This window comes from Mucilaginibacter limnophilus, from assembly GCF_004005815.1.
Classification (GTDB): Bacteria; Bacteroidota; Bacteroidia; order Sphingobacteriales; family Sphingobacteriaceae; genus Mucilaginibacter; species Mucilaginibacter limnophilus.
In genome coordinates this window covers 186585-210532 of sequence record NZ_SACK01000002.1, presented here as the reverse complement: position 1 = coordinate 210532, position 23948 = coordinate 186585, and the positions used below count along the sequence as shown (strand labels likewise).

The 23948-nt window shown below is 43.2% G+C and carries 16 protein-coding genes and 1 pseudogene; 4 read left to right on the top strand and 13 right to left on the bottom strand.

Annotated features, from left to right (window positions below; all coding sequences use genetic code 11):
• Window positions 1-36: 36 nt before the first annotated feature.
• Window positions 37-2178, bottom strand: coding sequence for a DNA helicase RecQ (gene recQ / locus EOD41_RS05245; protein WP_127703747.1), 2142 nt, complete (start codon window positions 2176-2178; stop codon window positions 37-39).
• A gap of 151 nt (window positions 2179-2329) precedes the next feature.
• Between recQ and EOD41_RS05240 the strand changes: the two genes are divergently transcribed.
• A complete protein-coding gene (locus tag EOD41_RS05240) occupies window positions 2330-4831 on the top strand; it encodes a M14 metallopeptidase family protein (RefSeq protein ID WP_127703746.1) in 2502 nt (833 codons plus the stop codon).
• Window positions 4832-4834: 3 nt separating this feature from the next.
• Here the strand turns inward: EOD41_RS05240 and EOD41_RS05235 are convergent.
• The 6 genes and pseudogenes from EOD41_RS05235 to EOD41_RS05210 form a co-directional block, all read right to left on the bottom strand.
• A pseudogene (locus EOD41_RS05235) lies at window positions 4835-5263 on the bottom strand (low molecular weight protein-tyrosine-phosphatase).
• A 101-nt stretch (window positions 5264-5364) separates the two neighbouring features.
• Window positions 5365-6156 carry a S1/P1 nuclease gene (locus tag EOD41_RS05230; RefSeq protein WP_127703745.1) on the bottom strand — a complete coding sequence of 264 codons (792 nt, stop codon included), beginning with the start codon at window positions 6154-6156 and terminating at the stop codon, window positions 5365-5367.
• Between the two features lie 67 nt (window positions 6157-6223).
• Window positions 6224-6742, bottom strand: a complete 519-nt coding sequence (locus EOD41_RS05225; RefSeq protein ID WP_127703744.1) for a fumarate hydratase — start codon at window positions 6740-6742, stop codon at window positions 6224-6226.
• A 78-nt stretch (window positions 6743-6820) separates the two neighbouring features.
• Window positions 6821-8218, bottom strand: a complete 1398-nt coding sequence (gene fumC / locus EOD41_RS05220; RefSeq protein WP_127703743.1) for a class II fumarate hydratase — start codon at window positions 8216-8218, stop codon at window positions 6821-6823.
• A gap of 72 nt (window positions 8219-8290) precedes the next feature.
• Window positions 8291-9328 carry a tetratricopeptide repeat protein gene (locus tag EOD41_RS05215; protein WP_127703742.1) on the bottom strand — a complete coding sequence of 346 codons (1038 nt, stop codon included), beginning with the start codon at window positions 9326-9328 and terminating at the stop codon, window positions 8291-8293.
• A gap of 46 nt (window positions 9329-9374) precedes the next feature.
• Window positions 9375-10412, bottom strand: coding sequence for a tetratricopeptide repeat protein (locus EOD41_RS05210; RefSeq protein ID WP_127703741.1), 1038 nt, complete (start codon window positions 10410-10412; stop codon window positions 9375-9377).
• Window positions 10413-10554: 142 nt separating this feature from the next.
• Here EOD41_RS05210 and EOD41_RS05205 point away from each other — a divergent pair, with 142 nt between their 5' ends.
• Together EOD41_RS05205 and EOD41_RS05200 are read left to right on the top strand one after the other, a co-directional pair.
• Window positions 10555-11763, top strand: a complete 1209-nt coding sequence (locus EOD41_RS05205) for a serine hydrolase domain-containing protein (RefSeq protein ID WP_127703740.1) — start codon at window positions 10555-10557, stop codon at window positions 11761-11763.
• A 99-nt stretch (window positions 11764-11862) separates the two neighbouring features.
• Window positions 11863-12168 carry a YbaB/EbfC family nucleoid-associated protein gene (locus EOD41_RS05200; RefSeq protein WP_127703739.1) on the top strand — a complete coding sequence of 102 codons (306 nt, stop codon included), beginning with the start codon at window positions 11863-11865 and terminating at the stop codon, window positions 12166-12168.
• Between the two features lie 52 nt (window positions 12169-12220).
• On the opposite strand, the gene EOD41_RS05195 is transcribed toward EOD41_RS05200, so the two are convergent.
• Window positions 12221-13135: a DUF6607 family protein gene (locus EOD41_RS05195; protein ID WP_127703738.1), complete on the bottom strand. Its 915-nt coding sequence runs from the start codon at window positions 13133-13135 to the stop codon at window positions 12221-12223.
• A gap of 187 nt (window positions 13136-13322) precedes the next feature.
• Here EOD41_RS05195 and EOD41_RS05190 point away from each other — a divergent pair, with 187 nt between their 5' ends.
• The gene (locus EOD41_RS05190) at window positions 13323-13853 is read left to right on the top strand and encodes a DUF892 family protein (protein ID WP_127703737.1); all 531 of its coding nucleotides are present in this window, start codon (window positions 13323-13325) and stop codon (window positions 13851-13853) included.
• Between the two features lie 86 nt (window positions 13854-13939).
• Here EOD41_RS05190 and EOD41_RS05185 read toward each other — a convergent pair whose 3' ends face one another.
• The 5 genes from EOD41_RS05185 to EOD41_RS05165 form a co-directional block, all read right to left on the bottom strand.
• On the bottom strand, window positions 13940-15838 hold the full coding sequence (locus EOD41_RS05185) for an alpha-amylase family glycosyl hydrolase (protein WP_127703736.1): 1899 nt from the start codon (window positions 15836-15838) through the stop codon (window positions 13940-13942).
• A gap of 121 nt (window positions 15839-15959) precedes the next feature.
• Entirely contained in the window at window positions 15960-17054 is a 1095-nt protein-coding gene (locus EOD41_RS05180; protein WP_127703735.1) for a SusE domain-containing protein, read from the bottom strand.
• 18 nt (window positions 17055-17072) lie between these two features.
• Window positions 17073-18704, bottom strand: coding sequence for a RagB/SusD family nutrient uptake outer membrane protein (locus EOD41_RS05175; RefSeq protein WP_127703734.1), 1632 nt, complete (start codon window positions 18702-18704; stop codon window positions 17073-17075).
• A gap of 18 nt (window positions 18705-18722) precedes the next feature.
• A complete protein-coding gene (locus EOD41_RS05170; RefSeq protein ID WP_127703733.1) occupies window positions 18723-21746 on the bottom strand; it encodes a SusC/RagA family TonB-linked outer membrane protein in 3024 nt (1007 codons plus the stop codon).
• 138 nt (window positions 21747-21884) lie between these two features.
• A complete protein-coding gene (locus EOD41_RS05165) occupies window positions 21885-23750 on the bottom strand; it encodes a glycoside hydrolase family 13 protein (RefSeq protein WP_127703732.1) in 1866 nt (621 codons plus the stop codon).
• Window positions 23751-23948: the final 198 nt, after the last annotated feature.

The following is a 23948-nucleotide window of genomic DNA, read 5'->3' as shown; positions in this document are numbered from 1 at the left end:
ATGTGTTGCAGAAATTAAAATTATAGTTTTTTACTTTCAGGCTATATTATCGCGTTTCAGCCAGGCCACAACAGCCTTTATTTCGGTGTAAGTATAGTTGTCACCCAGCACTTCTTTAAGCGGGGCCAGGCGTTCACTTCCATAGCTGGACACTGCATCTTCAACAGCAGGTATTTTATCTGCAGCAATAAAGTCGAGTACTTCCAGCTCGCCGGTTTGTACAAAAAAGGTTAAGTGGCTCTCAATGGTCATTGGTGATAAGCCACGTACTTCCGCGATTTCCGCCGCCGACTTACCTGATTTAAATAGATTCAGACTTTCCAGGCGGGTATCGTTCACCTTTTCGGCACGCGGTTTACGTTCTCGCGTTGCAGTTTTCTGATTGATTTTTGACGACAGGCCATGTTCGGCACAATACGCCTTAACAGGCTGCAAAAACTCACGCCCGTAACGTGCCAGCTTTACATCGCCGAAACCCGAAATTTTCCGCAACTCGTCGAGACTTTCCGGCAGGTAAGTAGCTATCTCCTGCAACGTAGCGTCGGATAAGATTACATAAGCCGGCACATTTTCATTTTCGGCAATTTGCAGGCGTACCTGTTTAAGCGTCAGTAACAAACCGGCCTCAAACGGCAATATTTCTTCGGCACGCTCTTCAAATATTTGCGCTTCGGTAAGTTCTACTTTTTGCAGGCCTTTCAGCACCGCCTCGCTTTTAGCAGTAAGTTTTACTATTGGATAAACATCATCAGTAATTTGCAGATATCCATGCGCTTTTAGCTCATTGATGTAGCGGCTCCATTGCTGTTTAGGAATATCGGCGCCTATGCCATAGGTTTTAAGCTGCTTATGCTCGTCGCGTATCTTCTCGCTTTTTGATCCGCGTAAAAAATCAATCACATAGTTTACTCCGAACCGCTGGTTAAGCCGGGCCACTGCCGACAGTGCCTTCTGCGCAATTAACGTGCCGTCGAACTTTTTGAACTCGCTCAGGCATATATCGCATGATCCGCAATTTTCGGGCGCGTTTTCGTCAAAGTAATTAAGCAGGAATTTGCGACGGCAGGTATGCAGCTCACAATAATCAGCCATATCATTCAGCTTATCCAGCATTATGCGGCTTTGCTCTTCATTGTTCTCAAGTTTTACAAAACTTTTCAGCTTTACGACATCGCCAGACGAATAATATAAAGTAGCGTTTGACGGCAGTCCATCACGCCCGGCACGGCCGGTTTCCTGGTAGTAACCCTCAATATTTTTAGGCATATCCATATGCACCACGTATCGAACGTTGGATTTGTTGATACCCATACCGAAAGCGATAGTCGCTACGATGATCTTAACTTCATCGCGCAAAAAGGCCTCCTGGTTGCGCGCTTTGGTGGCATTATCAAGCCCGGCGTGATAAGCTTCTACCGAAAAACCCTCTTGTTTAAGACTGGCTGCCAGGGCTTCTGTTGATTTGCGCGACAGGCAATAAATAATGCCAGAATCATCCTTATGCTGCTGCAAAAAATCAAGCAGTTGGTTTAGTCCGCGTTGCCTGGCAATAACACGGTAAGTAATATTGGCACGGTTAAATGATGATACAAAAACTGCAGGGTTATGCAGGTTAAGCTTATTAAGTATATCTTGTTGTGTTAGTTTATCAGCGGTAGCAGTAAGTGCTATTACCGGGATATTGGGAAAATGTTTTCTCAATCCGCCAAGCATCAGGTATTCCGGACGAAAATCATGGCCCCATTGCGATATACAGTGCGCTTCGTCAATAGCGATTTGCTTAACCGACAACGACAACACGAAGTCAATCAATTTACTTTCACTGCCAAACAGCCTTTCGGGCGCCAGATACAAAAGTTTTATTTCTTTTTTTCTTAGTCTGCGGATGATTTCCCGCTGTTCATCAGGACTCTGAGCCGAATTTAAAAATGCTGCCGGGATGCCGGTTACATTCAAACTGTCAACCTGATCTTTCATCAGCGCGATAAGCGGTGATATTACAATCGTCAACCCGTTGAGTAAAGCCGCAGGCAACTGGTAACATAATGATTTGCCTCCGCCTGTAGGCATAAGCGCCAGCACATCCTGCCCGTTTAATACTTTGGTAATGATGTCTTCCTGCTGATGCATGAATTGATTGTAACCAAAATATTTTTGCAGCGCTTGTGATGGGGTCATGTTTTTGATGTGCAGATGTGGGGATGTGCAAATGTGCGGATGTTTTTTTGATGTGCAATATGCAATGTGCAGATGTTTTCTTTTTATCTGCAAATCCACGCATTTGCACATCTGTATATCCGCACATAATTTTTTACATTAGCATTTATCTATGGCTAAAAAGAATTTAATACTGCTGCTGGTTAACCTGTTGCTTATAATTTCGGCACAGGCACAAAAAATACAATCGCCCGATGAATTTTTAGGTTATAAGCTTGGTACGCGATTTACCAACCATAGCCGCATAATTGATTATTTTAACTATGTAGGTAAAGCGGCAGGTAACGTCAAACTTGTTAACTATGGCAGCACTAATGAAGGCCGTCCGTTAATGGCCGCTTTTATTGCTTCTCCTGAAAACATAGGCAGGCTTGAAGAAATACGTGTAAATAACCTGCGCCTTGCCGGTATGGAAACGCAACCCGGCACAATCAATTCCAATACACCGGTTATTGTGTGGTTGAGTTTTAACGTTCATGGTAACGAACCCAGCTCGAGCGAAGTATCCATGCAAACCCTGTACGACCTGGTGAACCCGGACAACAAACAGGCGAAAGAGTGGCTGAAGAACACCGTAGTGGTGATAGACCCCTGCCTGAATCCCGACGGACGTGAGCGCTATGTGAATTTCTATAATTCAGCCAAAGGTGAAACCCCGGATGCAAACCCTGCCGCACGTGAACATTCAGAACCATGGCCGGGCGGGCGTACTAACCATTATTTTTTCGACCTTAACCGAGATTGGGCATGGCAGGTTCAAAAAGAAACACAGGGCAGGGTAGCACTGTTTAACAAATGGCTGCCTCAGGTACACGTGGATTTTCACGAGCAGGGCTATAATTCGCCATATTATTTCGCGCCTGCTGCTGAGCCTTTCCATAAAGACATTACGCCATGGCAACGCGAGTTTCAAACTATTATAGGTAAAAACAACGCCAGGTACTTTGATCAGCATGGATGGGCATATTTTACCAAGGAAATATTCGACTTGCTTTACCCATCATATGGCGATACCTACCCCATTTATAATGGCTCTATCGGGATGACGTATGAGCAGGGTGGCATAGGTGCCGGATTGGCTGTAGTTACCCGCACCGGCGACACGCTTACCCTTGCCGACAGGATTGCGCACCACCACTCGAACAGCCTGAGCACAATTGAAGCATCATCAGCAAACGCGCAAAAGGCCCTTACCGAGTTTAAGCGGTATTATGATAACGCCCGAAATAATCCTCCGGGCGAGTATAAAACGTTTATCGTCCAGAATGATAATGCTGATAAAATGCTCGCGCTTACTCAGCTGCTTGATAAAAATGGCATAAGGTATGGATACGGTTTAAATGGAACTATAACCGGCTTTAATTACAATACGGGAAAATCAGGACAGTATAAACCAACGGAAAAAGATCTGGTCATCAGCGCGTATCAGCCAAAATCGGTACTGATGAACGTACTGATGGAACCGCGCACTTTTATTGCCGACAGCAATACATATGACATCACCGGATGGGCCTTACCTTACGCTTATGGCCTTAACGCCTGGGCGGTGAAAGAGCAACTGCAGCCTGTCCGGAAAACGCTTACTGCAAGCAAAATGACTGCTTACAGCAGCAAACCGGCGTATGCATATGTTTCGGCATGGCAATCCGTAAATGATGTAAAATTTTTATCTTTCTTGCTCAAGAATAAAATTAAAGTACGCTATTCTGAAAAACCATTTGAAGCGGGCGGCAAAAAGTTCCCGGCCGGATCGCTCATTATAACCCGTTCGGGCAATTTGAATAGTGGCTTTGATGAGCTGATGCAAAAGCTATCGGCTGAAAACAGTCATCCGCTTGTGCAGCTGAGTTCAGGTTTTGTGGATAAGGGCGCCGATATAGGTTCTGATTACATAAAATACATCCGCCCGTTAAAGGTAGTGCTGGTTGCAGGAAGCTCGACATCATCAGAAGCAATGGGTGAACTGTGGCATTTTTTTGAGCAGCAGATCAACTATCCGGTAACGGTAGTTAATTATGATGATATGAGTCGACTTCGCTGGGGTGATGTCGACGTGATGATCTTCCCTGATGGAAACTATGATGATTTTCCGTCGGAAAGGCTGGTTAGCTGGGTGCAAAACGGCGGTAAACTCATTGCGATGGAAAACGCCGTATCACAAATAGCTGAGAAAAAGCTGTTCGGCATCAGGAAAAAAGAAGAGAAGAAGGACGCGAAAGCTGATAAGGATGAACCGGTGAAGCTTTATGCCAATCGTGATAAGGAAGCCCTGAAGGCTAACGTTCCGGGCGCTATCTATAAGATTAACCTCGACAATACCCATCCGTTGGGTTTCGGCTTGCCGTCAAATTATTTCACACTGAAACTGGATGATGAAGTGTACGATTATTTCGAAGCAGATAAAGGCTGGAACGTAGGCACTATCAAAAAAGACGCTTATATATCAGGCTTCGTAGGACAAAAAAGCAAAGCAAAAATTGCAGATGGTTTATTAATTGGCGCGCAGGAAGCAGGCCGGGGATCAGTAGTGTACTTTGCCGACGACCCGCTATTCCGCAGTTTTTGGGAAAACGGTAAATTACTGTTCAGCAACGCAGTGTTTATGGTACAATAAGCGCTATGCTCCGGCGTATTCTTTAATGATGTTTTCGCAGCCCTGTTCAACCAGGTTATACACCCGGTCAAAACCATCGTCGTCATAATACGGATCGGGCACTTCGGCGTTGCCTAACAAAAGGCGTACTTTTTCCCTGTCGTGTTGGTTACGCGCCTTAGCCAATACATCGCGCAGGTTACTGCGGTCCATAACCAGTATCAGGTCGAAATCATCAAAGTCACTCACGGTAAACTGACGACAGCACTGTTAGCTGATATCAACGCCACGACTGTGTGCTACACGTATTGAGCGCCTGTCGGGCGCCGAACCCACGTGCCAGCCACCGGTACCCGCCGAATCAACCGTCCAGTTTAAATTATGCTTTTTAACCAGGTGCCGCATAACGCCCTCCGCCAGTGGCGAACGGCAAATATTGCCCAGGCAAACCATTAAAATTTTCATTTTACAGTGAGTAGTTTATTATGTTGATTAGTGAGTGGTTATTTTATGCAAAACTACTCACTTAATCAACTCAATCAACCATTCTCCAATTAACCAAATATCTCATTCAGTAAACCGGCCAGATGTACGCCGCCTTTAACCAGTTGCTGATTTACAATGCCAATGTATTTGAAGTTGTAGCGATAACCCAATTTATCATCAGGCTTGGTATCGGCATAAATTTTTTGCGCCAGCTCGTGCGACTCGTATATCCAGTTAATAATTGAAGCTTTTTGCCATTCGGTGCGCTGCGCGGCGGTGGTAAAATTAATTGACGCGGCGTATTCGGTGTAACTCAATTGCTGAAAATCTATCAGTTGCGAATCCCATACCGAATGCAGGTTACTTGGGTTACCCATCCAGATAAGCTTTACATCATTACCGCCTTTATCACTTTCCCTGCCGGTGTGGAACGGCTGGTGCACGTCTTCAACAAGGTGAATAAGCACACGCAGGTAAAGCAGTTTTTTATCCTGAGGCAGTGTTTTCTTTTTCAGTTCAGCAACCAAAAACTGCACTTTGGTGTAGGCGTTTACAGTAGTATCCTGTAATAAATGCGCCTGCATTTCGGGCAGTGAATACACTCTGTCAAAGTCAACAAAGTGCCAGTTGTATAAGTAGTTGTACGTTGAGTCTGATTTTATAAAATCGGCCCAGGTACTGGCCATGGCAATGCTTTCGTTACCAAGGATAGCCTGTATAGCCTTGCGTGCTTTTGAGTTTAAATAACTATCAGCAATTTGCCCGGTAATGCGGTGACCCTGCTGTCCCCAAGCAAAAGTTTTTAAAGGCGAACAAAATATAATTGCTGCCAGGAGGCAGATTAGTGAAAATCTTTTCATACAAGTCAGTTTTAAGCCGTAAAGATAGCGGTAACCGCCGGGTTGTTTTGTTAATTTTTTGTTACGATTACAAAGGCTTGGGAACGCAACTGATCCGATGCGTTAGCCTGAGCGTTAAAGGCAATACGCTTGATGAGGTTGAGAGGTTAAGAATAGAATCAGCCTGCTTTTTTACAGTGTATTGCTCTTCAAACACCCCTGAGCGAAAGCAGGTGTTTTCACGCTTTAAAGTACCATCGGCGTTGTAAAAAAAACCACGAAGTTGCAGTGTATCTTTAACCTGCCGATATGTGCCACGTATATATTCTGTCCAGCGGCCACGGTTCATACAGCTATCGGCGCCGTAGTTTACCCGGCTAACGGTGTTTACTTTTATGTAGAAGGAATCGCAGGTGAACTTGAAATCAGATAGGGAATAAGTAAGCAGTTGCTTTTGTCCGGGCAAACTGTCCTGTTTCCATTCACCCTGTAGGTAGACTTCACCTTTACCCTGCACACTTGGATTAAAGCTGCAGGAACTCAAGCCAAAGGCGAACAGCAGAAAGATGAAAGAGGTAAAAAAAATAAAACTAAACTTCTTTGTCATGCTATGCGTAGCGAAGCATCTTAAATAAAAAAGTCCCTCTCCAGATGGAGAGGGATTGAGGGTGAGGCTTTCGAAATACTATTTCAAACTGCCTATCATATCTTTAGGGCGTACCCACTGATCAAACTGTTCGCTGGTAAGCAATTCCAGTTCAATGGCCGCCTCGCGAAGCGATTTGTTTTCTTTCAATGCCTTTTTGGCAATTTTAGCCGCGTTTTCATAACCAATATGCGGGTTAAGCGCGGTTACCAGCATTAATGAATTTTCAAGGTGCTTTTTAATGCCATCGTAATTTGGTTCGATACCAACAGCGCAATGGTCGTTAAACGATACGCAAGCATCGCCAATTAACCTTGCTGATTGCAGGAAGTTAGCGGCCATAACCGGCTTGAACACATTCAGTTCGTAATGACCGTTTGAGCCACCTATCGAAATGGCCACATCGTTACCCATAACCTGAGCGGCAACCATAGTTACGGCTTCGTTTTGAGTTGGGTTAACTTTACCCGGCATTATTGACGAACCCGGCTCGTTATCCGGAATATGTATCTCGCCAATGCCAGAACGCGGGCCCGATGCCAGCATACGGATGTCGTTGGCAATCTTCATTAAAGATACGGCTATTTGTTTAAGCGCCCCATGGCTTTCCACGATAGCATCGTGCGCGGCAAGCGCTTCAAATTTATTTTCGGCCGTGCGGAAAGGCAGATTGGTAAACTGCGCGATGTATTCAGCAACCTTAACATCATAACCTTTTGGGGTGTTGATGCCGGTGCCAACAGCGGTACCGCCCAGTGCAAGTTCGCTCAGGTGATCAAGTGTGTTGCGAAGCGCTTTCAGGCCGTGGTCAAGCTGTGATACGTAGCCTGAAAATTCCTGACCCAAAGTAAGCGGGGTAGCATCCATCAAGTGGGTACGCCCGATCTTTACCACGCTTTTAAACGCCTCTGATTTTGCTTTAAGCGTATCACGCAGTTTTTCAATACCCGGGATGGTTACATCGATCAATATTTTATACGCCGCGATATGCATTGCGGTTGGGTAAGTATCGTTTGAAGATTGTGACTTGTTCACATCGTCATTCGGGTGAACGAAGGTTTTGCCTTCGCCCAGTTTGTTACCCTGCAGCACGTGCGAGCGGTTAGCCACTACTTCGTTCACGTTCATGTTTGATTGCGTGCCCGAACCAGTTTGCCAAATCACCAGCGGGAACTCACTGTCAAGCTTGCTTTCCAGTATTTCGTCACATACCTGTGCTATCAGGTCACGTTTCTCGGCGGGCAGTACGCCAAGGTCGGTATTGGTATAAGCCGCGGCCTTTTTCAGGTAGGCAAAAGCCTCAATAATTTCTTTAGGCATCGAAGCCTCCGGACCAATCTTAAAGTTATTGCGTGAGCGTTCGGTTTGCGCTCCCCAGTATTTATCGGCAGGTACCTGTACCTCGCCCATGGTGTCGTGCTCTATTCTGAAACTCATAAGGATATGTTTTATTCGCCCTTAAAAGGCGGTGCAAAGTTAACCCTATTGCAACCTTTGGTGAAATATATTTCAGAATTTTCTGCGGGTATCATTAAGCCAGGCATCAAGCTCCTGCAGCAGGTTAGGGTATTTGGCAAACCACTTCAGGTTTTCGTCTTTATAAGCGCCCATACTGATGTAACGCGCAAAGGCGGGCATATTTTCTGATAAACGCAGCTGATAGAAGTAATCGATATAAAACCGACGGAAAAACTTGTTATCGTTTGAATACACGGTCTGCTCGGCGGCTGTTTCAAATAGCACAGTAAGATAAGCCTGTAAAGCGTCAACCGGTTTAAGCTTCCGCATAGAAACAGAGTAGATCTTCTTTGCGATCACGTTTCCAGCCGGTTCAGTTTGAGGGTTGATAATAACACTGTCGCTGGTGATTAATTTGGTACCCCTTTCTGTGAAACCGGCATTGAGCAGATTTTCCATAGCCTTGTAGGCCTTTATGCCTTTTTCTGATTCAGGCTCCATAAGCAGGTAGCTGCATATTGCTATAATGGCGTTTACACGCCTACCCTGGTAGTAATTTACCATAGCATATAACCATTGGCTTGGCGCGTGTTCAGTATCCAGCTTAATAGCGCTTTCGGCGGCTTGTTCGGCATCAGTAAAACGCTTTTCGCGCAGGCAAGTGATACCCAGGTTATAGTAAATCCGGACAAATTTCGGGTCGGCGCTTATGCCAGCACGATATAGCTCTATGGCTTTGGCAGGCTGGCCCATATCATCATAAATGCAACCCAGCAGATCAAACAATTCAGCCTTTTGTTTGGTGTTGCCTTTTTGCTTTAGCAGCTTTTCCATAATTACAGCCGCCTGGCTGCGGTTGCCTGCTGCATCAAGCGACAGGGCTAAACCTAATTCAGCCTTTTTATTTTTAGGGTCAGCCTCCAGTGCTTCATTATATTTCACTACAGCTGAATCAAAGCTGCCCTTTTCGCGCAGACGGTTGGCTTCAGTAAGCAGTTTTTCTGATGCTCTTTTTCCTTGCGCAAAAATGCACGAAGGTAGCAACAGCATGCCAATGGCATACAACCCAATGCGATAAAGGCTTCTCACATAGTAAACTTAACTAATTAAGTGTGAGGTACAAATATTCAGGCGATTATTCTGTGCTTCTTTTGGTGATTTGCGCCCATTGGCTAAAGGCATTTAATTTCGCCTCATTATCTTTAAACCATTGCCGGTTTTCATCACCATATGCGCTTAAACTAATGAAGCGTGCAAATGCAGGCATATTGCCTGACTGGGCAAGCTTGTAAAAATATTCCGTATAAAATTTTGAAAAGAAATCGTTTGATTTTTTCGCAGCCAGTTCCCCTGATATATTATATATTGTTGTTAACAATTCGGTAAGCTCTTCAACGGGTGGCAAGCCTTTGCCAACAATACTTGCAGCCGAAGTGGAAAGCATTAATTGCTCTGTCCCACTTCCCGGCTTTAGCTGATTTTCTGATATGGTTACCGTTATCGACTTATCGCCTGTTTTTGTAACTCCTTTTTTCAGCAAGTCCTGCAAAGTTTTGAAAGTAACTCCCGCACGTTCGGTTTGCGGCTCAAGCAGCAAGAAATTGCTGTAAGCAAGTATCGCTTGTATCTGCCGGTTTTGTTTTAATACTACTTCACCAAGCAATCTGTGGCTGCTTGCATGTTCCGGCTGTCGTTTAATTGATTCAATAGCCCATTTTTCGGCCTCGGCATACTTGTTAAGCCTGTTATATGTTATACCCAGGTTAAAATACAAGCGCTGGTAATCCGGACTGTTTTTCACACCTGCCAAATATGTATCAATAGCTTTTTGCGGCTGCCCTTCGTCATCGTAGGCTGAACCTAGCAGATCATAAGCCCCACCACGGTCTCCTGTACCAAACTTTATAATTTTTTCAAGTATTGGTATGGCTTCCTTAACTTTCCCTGATGAAAAATAAGTATAAGCCATTTCATATTTCGCATTCTGATTTTCAGGATCTGCTTTTAACGCTTCCTTATATTTTTCTATAGACTCGGAATACTTGCCTTCATCGTGCAATTTAATACCTTCTTCAACCAGCAATGCCGCAGTTTTGCCGTCCTGGCCGAAAGCCAACCCGCATGTAAAAATGCATATAAACGTAGTAAATAAAATTTGATAAGGTTTTTTCATGTGTTAAACTTAACAAAAAAAACCTGAAACTTAGTGCATACATATGTAAAGCGAATGTTAATAACATTTATAAACAATTGTTATTAAGCTGCTGTATAATTTCTAATTTTCGCGTTCGTTTTTATCCTTTGGAAAATAGTTTATGGGATCTGTGTTTAAGCAAATTTTAATACCTTCTGTCTGCGTAATTTTACTCGCCTCGTGTTCATCAAATAAAGCAAAAAGCCTTAATGCCGATGGCAAAAAAGTGACCTTTGATACGGTTGCTTTATTAAAGTACGATCCTAAAAGGGAGGATAAAAAGATTGATGAGTTTATGCAGAACCTGCATAAAAAACGCTTTTTCAACGGCAATGTGCTGGTAGCTAAAAAGGGCAAGATCATTTATGAAAAATCATTTGGCTGGGCTAATTACCTTACCCGCGATAGCTTGAAACTCAACTCTCAATTCGAGCTCGCATCGGTATCAAAAACCATGACGGGCACTGCCATATTGATGCTGATGGAACGTGGCAAGCTGAGGCTCGATCAGGACGTTCGGGATTTCTTCCCTAACTTCCCATATGAAGGCGTGACCATTAAGCTGCTGCTTACACACCGCTCGGGAATGATGAACTATGTGTATTTTATTGACGATTTGTATCGTAAAGAACACCGTGACCAGCGAAAAGGCCTTACCAATGCTGAGGCAATGGACCTGATTGCCCAGTACAAGCCAAATCCGTTTAACAAGCCTGATAAGCGTTTCCTTTATAACAACTCCAACTACATGGTGCTGGGTGCTATAATTGAAAAAGTTTCCGGTAAAACCTATGCGGAGTTTATGAAGGAAAATATCTTCAATCCGGCAGGTATGCACCATACTGCGGTATACTCTAAAGCGGTTTACGAAAAGATACCGGTTGATGTAGTAGGTCACGACAGGGGGACCTGGCGATATTCGGTTGCGCAAAACTTTTTAGATGGCCCCGTTGGCGATAAAGGCATTTATGGCACTGTGGGCGACCTTTTCCTGTTCGACCGGGCCTTACGTGCCGGGATGTTTTTAAAACAGCAAACACTTGATTCTGCGTATACGGCTCATAATCCGCTGCTGCGCGGCCACTTTAGCTATGGATACGGCTGGCGTACTTTTGACGCGCCGGGGCAGAAAGTTGTTTACCACACCGGATGGTGGCACGGCTTCAGACATATTTATTTGCGTGACCTTAAAAACGATGTTACCATTGTTTTGTTAGGTAATTTAGTAAACGGAAGCCTGCTGCAACTTGACGGTCTGTTTAAAATAACAGGCATGCCTATTGTGCGTAAAAACGCCTACACAGGTTCGGGCGATACGGCGGAGGATTAGAACAGAGTCAAGAATTAAGAAGCAGGATTCAAGATAAACGAACATGTCATTTCAAACGAAGAGAGAAATCTTCTGAGAGATGACAATAACTTAGACGCCATGTTTGATAAAATATTGGAAGCCCAGCAAAAGGCTGGCGAAGTAAAAAAACGCCTTGACGCTATTACCGTAACCGGTACTGCCGAAGGAGGTAAGATCACCGTTACAGCAAACGGCAACAAGGTTATCCAGTCGATTATTATAGACGAGGAGTTCTACAAAGAAGCCGATAAGGAAGAAATTGAGGAGCTGATGGCTGTTGCCGTTAACAAGGCTATTGAACAGGCCGATAGTGTTAATCAATCGGAAATGTCGGCCATGGCCAGCCAGATGTTTGGCGGTTTAGGCGGACTGTTTGGGAAATAATTTTTGCTGCATGATGGATAAAGCCCTCTCCAATGGAGAGGTTAGGTGAGGCTTAGGACGCTAAATGCGCTTTAATTACCTTACCGGCTTCCTCTCTATTTTTTGCCGAATTCCATTTCTCTTTTACCGACTGATCGCCCAGTTCAAATAGCTTTTCAAACAAAAGTTTTCCGTCAACCTTTTGGTTCAGCGTAAGCTTATTGGTGCCGGCAAAAACACCGTCCCATACTTCGCGCACATCGGCCCAGTAACGCTTTTGGTCGCTCCACCATTTTTTCGCGTAAGCAAATTTTGCCTCGTCGGTTTTAGTAAATTCTTCGTAACCTTTTTCCTGCGCAAGTAATTTATCACCACTTTCCGAGCGGATGATCTTTTTATTATCCTGCTCAAACATCCAGCCTTCGGGTGTTAAATATATGCGGTTTCCGCGGCGCAATACATTATAGTCGCTGCGCTTAGTGAACTCACGCCGCGGCAGCGGTGAATCTGTTTCGCTTTGCCACTGATGGCGGCCATCTACATGCACCCAGGTGCCAATACTCTCGTAACGCGGGCTATCGTCAACCTGATAAACGCGTTGTACCCAGCGCCCTTTAACATCGGCAGGCTTAAGGGTAACTTTATTCCAGGTATTTCCTTTATCAAATGCAAGCATGGTTGGTTCTTCGTACAGCCAGTCTTCGCGCCAGTGCTTAATGATCATGCTGTCGCCTACCACAAGCAGGTGTTGTATCACAATCTTTTTTGGCGAATCTTCTTCAATAACCGCCCACTCATAACCCCAAGAGTTATAGCGCGGGTGAAATTTATATGCGGTGTCGGGTGCAAAAGTCTCGGCATAATTAAAAGTAACCTTATAAAAGCCCGGCAAGGCTTTTATCGCTTGCCTGTCCTGCTCAAGCTTTGACTGTGCTGAAACAGTAATTGTGATTATTGTAATGAACAAGGCGGTTAATATCTTTTTCATTTTATTATTTAGATTGATTCTACACAAAAAAAGGCAATAAATTCTGCAAATCAAATTTTAGCACATCGTACTGTTTAATCTAAATGAAATTGAAATACAAATTAACTATAGGTTTACTTCATTTAAGTGTGTAGCTTTATTACATCTTTCTTTTTATGCTAACACACTCACTTGTAAATTTCATGCTATGGCCCCTCATCAAAAACCCGACATGCGAATATTCAGAGGACATTTTTCACTTGATGAAATTTCGCTGAGGAAAATATTTATGGTTCAATTAAACAGTATTTTTTGTGTCAAGCAACATCTGCTCAAATATCTACCTACATTAATTGAACGCGCGTCTTTTAATGATCTTAAAAATGCTATAATAGAAAATATCGATGATATCAAAATACAGCTTCTGCGAATGGAAGCAATGTATCAGTTACTGCACGAAACTTACTCGCCTCATAAATGCCTGGGCATAAAATCTATAACCCTGGAGGCGTTTATCACCAATAGAGATTTGCATTTGAGTGACCTTGAAAATGACCTTACCATGCTTATTCACCTACGCACCCTTGAAAATATTGAGATAACCTGCTTTGAAGTAATGCATGATATTGCAGCTGCTTTGCCCAATAAGGAGTTGGATATGATGCTGAAGCAAAACTTAGATATGGCGAAAGACAGCCAGCGCCTGTATAAGTTGATCACCAAAGAATATCTGCATTAATTATATTAAATAAAAAGCCCCCATCCGAAATTCATCAGAAAAGGGGCCCTTAATTAAATATAACCAGGAAGGCGTTTAATACCGATTTATTGTAACTGCGTCGAACTGTATATATGGTACTCGCCAGGTTGGAGTGTAGCACTTGTTGATGTATTGGTTACATTCATTGTGGTATTGGTAACATAATCATACCAGGTACCTGTTTTAGTGAACGTAACGGTTGCGGTTTGTGCCGTTACATCATAGTTGCCTACCACAACAACATCAACATTGGCCGATTTAAGCGTTAACGTTTTGAAAGCACCTGCCAGGTTGCCGGTAACATCGCCGGTGCCAAAAACAGGATTTTTAAGCTTCATGTTAATGTACTTTTTATAAGTATTATATAAGGCTTTACGTTCAGGCACATCGTTGTAGTTCCACAAAATTGGTTTGTTACCGGTACGGCCATTTTGCTCGATACTTATATCATAGCCTAGTTCGGCAAACTGCCAGAACATTTTTGGTCCCGGGTTAGCAAACAAAAACGCAGCGCTCATTTCCTCACGCTTTAAAGCGTTTGGTAACGGGCGTACATTGTAACTACCAGTACCCTGATTACCATAAGTAATGGTTTTAAACATGGTGCGCTCTTCATCATGGCTTTCTGCATAGGTTACCAGGTTATCAGGCTGCGCAAATGTGTGGTTGTTGTATAGCATCCATTGCAAATCTGAAGTACCAACCCAACCCATGTTAGCTTCCTGAAAGTTATAGGCCAGGTTATTCCACAACAGCATACCATCAGCCGCCAATTCCTTCTCTTCGTTAGCTGCGGCAAGGTGCTCCAGTATTACATACGCGTTAGGGTCGACAGACTTAATAAAAGCATTATAGTCTTTCCATATGGCAATACGGCTGGCATCATAAGCTGACCATGCGTCGACATTATCCGGGTTATTTACCTGGGTAAAACCTTTTGAAAGATCGAAACGATAACCATCAATATGATATTCTTTCAGCCAATGGCGCATTACATCTTTGGCAAAACGGCGCGTAGCCGGGCTTTCGTGGTTGAAATCGTATCCAACATTGAAAGGGTGGGTTGGGTTAACATTAAACCATGGGCTGTTTGAAGTAGGCTTTTGTGTAGCGTTATCAAAATACATCCGCACCATTGGCGATGAGCCGAAAGCATGGTTGAGTACAATATCCTGTATAACCGCTATACCCTGCTGATGGCATGCATCAACAAATTCCTTCAAATCGTTTTTTGTGCCGTAATATTTATCAGGCGCAAAAAAGAAAGAGTCGTTATATCCCCATGATTCATTTCCTTCAAACTCGGCAACGGGCATAAGTTCAATAGCATTTACTCCCAGGCTTTTTAAATAGTCGAGTTTCTCTAACACGGCATCATAGGTATGCTCAGCTACAAAATCACGTATCAACAACTCATATATCACCAGATCTTTTTTAGCTGGCCTTGTGAAGTTATTTACTTTCCAGCTATACGATGGCTGATTGGCCTGCATAACGCTTACAATACCGGTGGTACTACCCGTAGGATAAGCCTTAAGGTTTGGATATACCGAAGCCGATATATATTTATCATTATCGGGGTCGAGTATTTTCTCGGTATATGGGTCGGCTACTCTTAAGCTATTATTAATTAAAAACTGATAGGCATATTCGGTATTGGGGTCAAGATTATCAATGCGAGCCCACCAAGAAGCGCCATCAGCCATTTTTTGCATTGGTGTAGCATCGGCATTCCATCCATTGAATTCACCTATTACCGATACCCTTATTTTACCCGGAGCATATAAGCGCAACAGGGCCGATGTGCCATTATTAATAAAGGTGACACCTTCTTTTAAATTTGTCGTATCAGTTGTTTCCTGTTCCTCGTCCGGCGGAAGTACCGGATCGTTTTTTGCTTTTGTGCATGATGCCATACTGCCAAGCAGTATAAACAACACTATTAACCTGTAAACACGTTTCATGCTTTGTATTTTATGCCGCAACATAGGCCGGCTTTTATTCTGACGGATGTATCAGCTTGTTTTAAACACAATTCACAGCCTGGTTTGATCCGGACTGTGAATTGATCTGATGTATATATAATTACTGTTTTACAAATACGTACTCAAATGTCATGTCGTTAAATATGATTAGGTATGTGCCAGCTGGTATTATATAATTTTCACCACCTGATTTACCTGTACCATAAGGGTTGGTTTGAGTAGGTTTATCAAAAGCGCCCCAGTTAGCACTCCAATCAGCCGCTATACGGAATTTGAACTCGGTTGTCGGCTCGGTAAACGTATGTGTAATCGTCCAGTTATGCGGATCGTTTGCATAATGTGTCATTGCCTCGGTACTGCCCCAACCATTGAAAGCGCCAATAATACCTATTGATTCGTAAACGGTTTTACCGCCGGCATCGTATGGTTGCATAGTAAACGTATTATTTTTCAGGCTAAGCGATACAGTGTAATAACCTGCAGCAGGAATCGAAAACGAGCCCGGATCAGGATCAGCTTCTGTAGCACGGAAGGCAACTTTTCCATCAGTAATACCCCACATTGGTGTCCAAGCGCCCGGTTTTGCTATAAATTTAAAGGACCCGGCATTGAAATAACCGGTGTATGTAAATACAAAGGCATCTGCAGGATCGCGGTAAACCGGTGAAGCTTTGCCATTATCCCAACCTCCGGGTGTTGCATCACCTACCAGATATAATGTTTGATATGGCGGTTTATCTTCATAAGGCGTTACTGTAACCGGTATAACATTTGAATATACAGGAGCTACACCGCCGCCTATATCTGCCTTAATCCTTATTTCAAGTTCATTTTCTTCGAAGCCTTTTACGTTTAACTGGCTGATAAGGCTATTCAGATCACCAACGGTAAAAATACGCTCGTTATCAGATCCCATATCAGCACTTGCAACACGTGCAAAACTGCTGTCCTTTTTAGCAATCTCAATGCTGTATGAAACCGCTGCAGCATAACCATAGTTAGCTTTTTCCCAGGTTAATTGCAAGGCATCTTCCGTTTGCTTATCTTCAGTAAGCACCAAGTTATCATATGTAGCTTCAAGTACCGGGGCGGTAACATTATCAGCTACTACAACACGTGTCTCATCCTTTTTGCACGACCATAACATCAGCGCTATCACGCCAAATATCACGGATTTAAATATATATGATTTCATATATGCTGTTTCTTATTGTTAATAACCAGGATTTTGTTTAAGATTAGGATTCACTGTCAGGTCAGCTGAAGGAAGCGGATATAAGGTGCGAAAGGATTGTGTTTCTCTTCCTGATTTTACACCGCCTTTCCATGCCCATAAATAATTGCTGCTGGTAAAGCGCTCATATCTGATAAGGTCAGTACGCCTTACGCCTTCCCAGTAAAGCTCTCGTGCCCTTTCCTGCAATATAAAGTTCGCGTCAATACTTGTTACATTGCCTGATGCATTGCCATATGCCCGTTGTCTTAGCAAGTTAATGTAGCCAACAGCAGTACCAATATTAGTATTTGTACGTACAGCGGCTTCAGCGTATATCAGGTACATTTCAGCTAAGCGGAATACCGGAAAATCAGCATCTGAATGGCCGAGGTCTTTACCTTTGCTTCCGTCTGAATTTAGGTTGCGATATTTTAAAACACCGATGCCATCTGTAAATGTTGTAAGAGCTGGTATTGCCGGATTCATACCTTGAAACCAAAACTGCGCGCGTTTATCTACTGCGCTTGTATTATCGGTGAAATTTTCCGGAAAGTCATCGTAATTGGTACGGCCGTCATCAGGAAACAAGTTTGTTAACTCAGGCGCTGTACGGATACCGCTCCATTTGCTATCAACACCTAAATCATTAGCCGGCGGCATCGGGTCTCCGTAAGAAGCATGGGTAAAAAATGTCATACCGCCAAATCCTTTGGTATTTAGGCCATCATAATTAATGGTGAAAATAAACTCATTTCTGGCTTGCTGATTATTATCAGCTAATAACAATTCCCTGTAGTTATCATGCAGCGTATAACCGGCATCAATTACTTTTGAAGCATAAACCATGGCGTCAGCATAACGTTCGGTACCGGTATAAACCTTTGCGTTAAGATACAACCTTGCAAGCAGTGCCCAGGCTGCACCTTTATCCGCGCGGCCATACTCATTGGCCCTTGCATCAACCAATTCGCCTTCTATGGCTTTTAATTCTGATTCTACGTAAGTAAACAGTTCAGCGCGGCTTATCTGACGCGGAAGGCTTGCCCCCAATACATCGTTCTCCGTAACAAACGGCGGGTTTCCAAATAAATCCATTAGCGCCCAGTATGCAAATGCACGTAAAAAACGTGCTTCCGAACGGAACTGACGGATCTTTTCAGCGTCAGCGCCCGAAATGCCCCGTGAACTTACCTTATCATCAGCCGACTGACGAATGAAATCATTAGCAAGGGTTACCTCATACATTAACCGGTAATATTGGCCTACTATAGCAGGGTTTGATGATGACCAGTTCATGTTTTTAAAATCCTGTAAACCCGCATCGCCCCAAGCAATAAGTGCTTCATCGGTCGGCAGTTCCTGCAAATACCAAAAAGTACGCAAAAACCCGGCATAGTTACCTTCATCAGGTACGCCCTGAAGGTCATTGTTACCTGCGGGCCCTTCGTTTCCTGATAGTGCTAAACTTCCGTAAATTTTGGCCATTGCTTGTGTATAGCCCAAAGGCGTGCTGTAAACCTGGTCGGCGGTTATATCATTTTGCGGCGATTGGTTAAGGTCCTTTGTGCATGATGCCATACCTGCAGACAACCCGGCAACCACTAAAAATTTTATTATGTTCTTTTTCATTTTTCTCTCGCTTTTTAATTAGAAATCAAGGTTCAACCCTAATACAAATGTTCTTGGTCTTGGATAGAAGTTATTATCTATACCGCTGTTTACCTCCGGATCTAACCCTTTGTACTTAGTAAACACATAGGCGTTTTGCACGTTTCCGTATAACCTTAAATTAGCACCTGAATTAAATATCTTCCCAAAATTGTAGCCTACATTGATATTATCAATGCGCAGGAAAGAAGCGTTTTGTACATAATAGTCAGATGAGAAATAAGTATCTCCTGCACCAGAAAATCCGGTTTCAAGCAGGTTGGTTGAAGCATTGTTCAAATATCCGCCAACCGGGTTAAAGATGTTTCTAAGTGTCGCAGTATTTGAGAAAACGTTGTTATATAGGTAATTTCCAATACTGCCTCTTAACACTAATCCGGCTGTCCATTTTTTATACGCCACAGATGTACTTAAACCGAAAAATGCTTTCGGATCAATGCTTTTATAGCGATATAAATCATTGTCATTTACTATACCATCGCCATTACGATCTACAAATACACCATCCAATGGCTTTCCTTCACTATTATATACCTGCTGATACACATAAAACGCACCGCGTGGGTTATTTACCGAATTAATCAACACTGAGTTACCGGTACCGCCTGAAATGTTACCAAAGCGTGCACCTACATAATTAGGATCGGGAGCAATAGTTAACTGAGTGATTTTATTTGTGTTATAAGTAAAGTTTACTCCCAAATCCCATGTAAAATCTTTGTTTTTAACAGGCTGTGAGTTTACGGTTAATTCAACACCTTTATTTTCCATCGAGCCAATGTTAGCTACAATTTGGTTTCTGAAGTTTGTACCTGCAGGCTGCGCTACCTCGTTTAGCAGGTCTTTGGTTTTCTTATAATAATACTCAATGGTACCGGTTAACCTATCATTAAAGAAACCCCAGTCAACGGCAACGTTGGTAGTAGCTGTTTGCTCCCACTTTCTGTTTTGATAATAACCACCCGGACGATACATATTATAATATGCATCACCCATTTGGTATTGTGCGGCGTTATTACTCAAGTTATAAAATGAGCGGTAATCATACAAACCGATACCTTCCTGCTGCCCGGTTATACCGTAACCAACTCTCAGCTTAAGTATTGAAAACGCATCAACATCCTGTAAAAACGACTCTTCTTTAGCGTTCCATGCAAAAGCACCAGACGGGAATGTAGCCCAGCGATTTTCCTCAGCAAAGCGGGAAGAACCATCGGTACGTACTGTTGCAGTTAACGTGTAACGGTTTTTAAAGGTATAATTCAAACGTCCGTAATATGATATCAATACGTTTTGAAAAACATTGTTCGGGAACAGCCTTGATTGTACCACTACGTTATCTGCAGTTAAATCAGGAAAACCATAATTTTGGCTTCCGTTTGGTGCATCCTCGTTTCTGAATATCTGGTAGCTGTAGCCGGCTACTGCATCAAAACGACTTTCTATAGATTTTACGTCTTTGTTATAACTTAAGTAAAACTCGCCAACACGGTTTTGTTGTTTTTGGCTATATTGATTATTGGTACCGTTATGTACAACACCGTCAACTGTTATCCTGTTATAACCCTGAGCAGCATAATCAGGTACGAATATCTTACCTTCACCTGATGAGTAATCATAACCAAGGTTTAAATTGGCGTGCAAGTCAGGCAAAAAGTGAAATGAGTAATCTAATTGCAGGTTACCAATGCTACGTTTAACTGTACTATTATCGTTTCTTAGTTCAAGTAAGCCTAACGGATTTCGAGGTGCAAGCGTTTCAAGATTCCCTTGTTTAGTAATTTCATAATATCCGCCAAATTCATCATTATCAGAATATATTGGAAATGTAGGGTTCATACTTACAGCGGCTCCAATAGCACCTTGGTTTGCAAAGCGACTTTTATTTATAGCGCCTTTTAAGTTAAGATTAACCTTTAAGTGGTTATCAAAAAATTTCGGGCTTAAGTTTACCGAAGCTGATGTACGTTTAAGGTTATCCGTTTTTAGAACTCCATCCTGATTCAGATAGCCAACAGAAACACGATAAGGAAAGTTTTTGCCAATACCACCGGAAACATTGATGTTATTGTCGGTGGTGATAGCTGTTTGATAAATAACGTCCTGCCAGTCTGTTTCTGAATCGCTTAACAAAGCAATTTGTTCAGGAGTACCGTGCTCATTTACAAAATCTCTAAACTCGCTTGCCGAAAATACATCAACCTTCTTTGATACCTTTGATACACCTACCTGTGAGTTGAAGTTAATTTTGGGAGCACCGCTTTGACCTTTTTTGGTTGTAATAAGCACAACACCGTTTGATGCTCTTGAGCCGTATATCGCAGCTGCAGATGCATCTTTTAAAATAGAAAAGGTTTCAATATCGTTAGGATTAATTAAACTTAACGGATTGGCGGCGCCGGATATTCCGTTATCACTTAACGGAACGCCGTCAATAACTATTAATGGATTATTTGTTGCACTTAACGAAGCGCCGCCACGGATACGGATCTGGCTACCCGCACCCGGCTGACCTCCGTTTGAAATAACTGAAACACCGGCTACTTTACCGGCTATCAGTTGCTCGGGCGACGATACAACCGCTTTTTGAAAATCCCTGCTGTTTACTGTAGCAATTGAACCTGATACATCTTTACGTTGTTGCGTACCGTAACCAATTACCACCACCTCGTTAAGCGCTTGTGCTTGTGATTCCATTACCAGTGCTATGTTAGCAGTTTGCCCTGCGGTAACTGTAACCTGCCTGCTCACATTGCCGTAACCAATATATTTCGCTGTTATAGTATGCGTACCGGAAGTAATGCCATTCAACCTGAATGCACCATTTACATCGGTGGCGGTACCTATGTTAGTACCGTCAATGCTTACAGACACACCCGGCAGGGTAATACTTTTATTGTCTGTTACGGTACCCGAAATACTGCCTGTTTGCGCAAATGCCACTCCCGAAACAAGCAGCAAGGCAAACAAGAGCAAATAGTTCTTTAAATAATTATTTCTCATGTAATTTAAATTAATAGTGCGTAAAGCTTTTTTCATTCTTTTAGTTTGGTTAATACTTGCTGTAGGCTTTTCACCTGTTATACAGGCATCAGGCAGGGGCGCCTTTAAATGTTTCTCTTTTCATGTTATTATGGTTATTTAATTAAGTTCAAGAATGTATTCACCGCGGGCAGGTACAGTAACTGTACCTTTAAGCTGCACCTGCTTACCGGTGATCACGTCGATACCGGTTGTATGACTGCCGGTAACATCAGTATAGCGGGCCATATCCAAATCCTGGTCTTTGCCCGAGCCGTTCAGTATCACCAACACTGTTTTGTCGCCGCTTATGCGGGCATACACATAAGCGTTATTATTCCAGCTGGGGGCGTAGTGTGTCAGTTTACCATTAATAACTGCGTCGTTGTTTTTGCGCCAGTTTAACAGTTTCTTCAGGTAATCAAATGCCTCGTTTTGCATCCGGGTACGACCGGCAGCAGTGAAAGCATCTGTTTTATCACCCGGCCATCCCCCCGGGAAGTCCTTGCGTATGCTGCCATCGCCTTCGTTCTTGGTACCAACCATCAATATTTCGGTACCATAGTAAATTTGCGGGATGCCGCGCGTAGTAAGCAGAAACGCAAAGGCCTGTTTAAAACGGTTTAAATCTGTCTCTTCCTTACGTGCAAAACGTCCCAGGTCATGGTTATCTAAAAAAGTAAGAATGTTGTCCGGATCGGCATATAGAAAGTCCTGAGCAATTACCTCGAAAACGCTGTACAGCCCTGATGACTCGCCACCATGCTCGTTATCGTCTTTGCTGAAGCCCTTTTCAGAGGCAAAGGTCAGCGGGAAATCCATCACGGTTTTTAAATAGCTGTTGTTTTTATTAAGCGACGAATTGCGCTGCCACCAAGCCACCTCACTGCTTTTTCCGTACCATGATTCGCCAACGATATTGAAGTTGGGATATTCATCCATTACCTCTTTGCACCAGCGGGCCATAAATTGATAGTCAGGGTATGGGTAAGTATCCTGCCTGATGCCGTCTATACGGGCATACTCAATCCACCAGATGCTGTTTTGAATAAGATATGTTGCCAAATGACGGTTGCGTTGATTGAGATCGGGCATCGAGCGTACAAACCAGCCGTCAAGCAATATGTCCTGCTCCGTTTTAGCCGCATGGGTATCCATAGCGGTAAGCTTGGCATGGTTAGTTTCTACGTAGTTGTTTGGATTATTTATCCAGTCGGCAGCCGGTTTATCTTTCATCCACGGATGCTCACTACCGCAGTGATTAAATATCATATCCATTACCACTTTCATGCCTTTAGCATGCATGGTTGCGGTAAGTTTTTTAAAATCTTCGTTGGTGCCAAAGCGTTGATCGATCTTATAGAAATCGGTTATAGCATAGCCGTGATACGACCCGTGAGGCATTTTATTTTCCTGCACGGGATTAAACCAAACGGTAGTAAAACCAAGATCTTTAATGTAATCAAGCCGTTGGGCCACGCCCTGTAAATCGCCGCCGTGGCGTGCATTTGGATCGTTACGATCAACGTTTACATTATCCCAGTTATCGTTTTTAATATTCCCGTTTGCAAAGCGGTCGGGAGTAAGCAGGTACAACACATCTGCCTTGCTAAAGCCCAGCGCGCCACTTTTATCGGTACGTGCTTTTAGTTCATACTTATAGGTAAAGACCTTGCCGTTGTCAGAAAATTTTATAGGTACAATTCCCGGTTTAGCGGCGTCAATAGTCAGGTAAACAAATAGATAATTTGGATTATCGGTACGGGCTACTTCTTTTATGGTAACTCCCGGATAAGTAATCTCCGGAGTAGATTTTGCAATAGCCGGCCCGTAAACCATCAGCTGCAATTCTTTGTTCTTCATGCCAATCCACCAGTAAGCAGGCTCAACTCGGGTAACAGATGCAGCAGCAGCGTCAGTAAACTCAAAGCTTAATGACACGTAAAGTAACAGGAAGACAAATTTTTTTGTAAAAAATTTATGCATACGCAGTAGTTACAGTAAAGAATTAATAATGGGTTGTTTGGTTTATAACGCTGTGAAACAACAGCCTAAACAGGGCTTGGTTTGTTTTTCTTTTACGTAACCGGCCTGGCTTATGTTTTCACTATAACAAATCTCGCAAGCCTGCAAGGGTTTAGCTATTTGTTTAGCTAAAATTTAATAAAATTTAAGGATTTTTTA